The sequence below is a fragment of the Flavobacterium lotistagni genome, assembly GCF_011392125.1.
Lineage (GTDB): Bacteria > Bacteroidota > Bacteroidia > Flavobacteriales > Flavobacteriaceae > Flavobacterium > Flavobacterium lotistagni.
In genome coordinates, this window is record NZ_JAAJBU010000028.1 from 1 (window position 1) to 1,050 (window position 1,050).

Sequence of the window (1,050 nt, forward strand, 5' to 3'; positions counted from 1 at the left end):
TCGATAAATCAAACGAAGCACTTCCGCCTGAATTAAAAGCCGTCACGGTATAAACCGTCAAAGCTGAAACCGAAGTTGGTGTTCCAGAAATGGCACCAGTTGTGGTATCGAACAAAAGCCCGTCAGGCAATGCAGGTGAAATACTAAATCCAACGACTGCACCACCAGAAACAGTTGGTGTTAAAATAGAAATCGCATTTCCTACAGTGAACGTGTTGGATCCTGACGCATAAATCAAAGCAAACACTGAGGCATCATTCACGGTAATGGACAAATCAAATGACGCCAATCCACCAGAATTAGAAGCTGTTACTGTATAAATAGTTGTTGGCGAAATAACCAAAGGTATTCCAGAAATTTGTCCTGTAGTAGCGTCGAAATTCAAACCATTTGGTAAAGCCGGATTGATGCTATAAGCTGTAACTGTACCACCTGAAACCGAAGGATTTATTGGCGCAATTGCAATTCCTTTGGTAAAGACATTTGGAGTAGTGTAGCTCAAACTGTTTGGAGCGATATCATTCACTGTAATCGATAAATCAAACGAAGCACTTCCGCCTGAATTAAAAGCCGTCACGGTGTAAACCGTCAAAGCTGAAACCGAAGTTGGTGTTCCAGAAATGGCACCAGTTGTGGTATCGAAAAGAAGTCCGTCAGGCAAAGCCGGATTGATACTATAAGCTGTAACTGCACCACCTGAAACTGTCGGCATTAAACTGGAAATCGTTGTTCCAACCGAGAAAATATTTGAAGCGTTGTAAGTCAAGCCAAACGGCGCAACATCGTTCACAGTAATCGATAAATCAAACGAAGCACTTCCACCGGAATTAAAAGCCGTCACGGTGTAAACCGTCAAAGCCGAAACCGAAGTTGGTGTTCCAGAAATGGCACCGGTTGCGGTATCGAAAAGAAGTCCGTCAGGTAAAGCCGGATTGATGCTATAAGCTGTAACTGCACCACCAGAAACCGAAGGATTTATTGGCGCAATTGCAATTCCTTTGGTAAAGACATTTGGAGTGTTATAGCTCAAATTGTTTGGCGCAACATCGT

Annotated in this window: 1 protein-coding gene; it reads right to left on the reverse strand. The window is 43.1% G+C overall.

The features are described 5' to 3' along the window. On the reverse strand, positions 1-1,050 hold a 1,050-nt coding region (locus G4D82_RS14280; protein ID WP_207788183.1), incomplete at both ends, for a putative Ig domain-containing protein.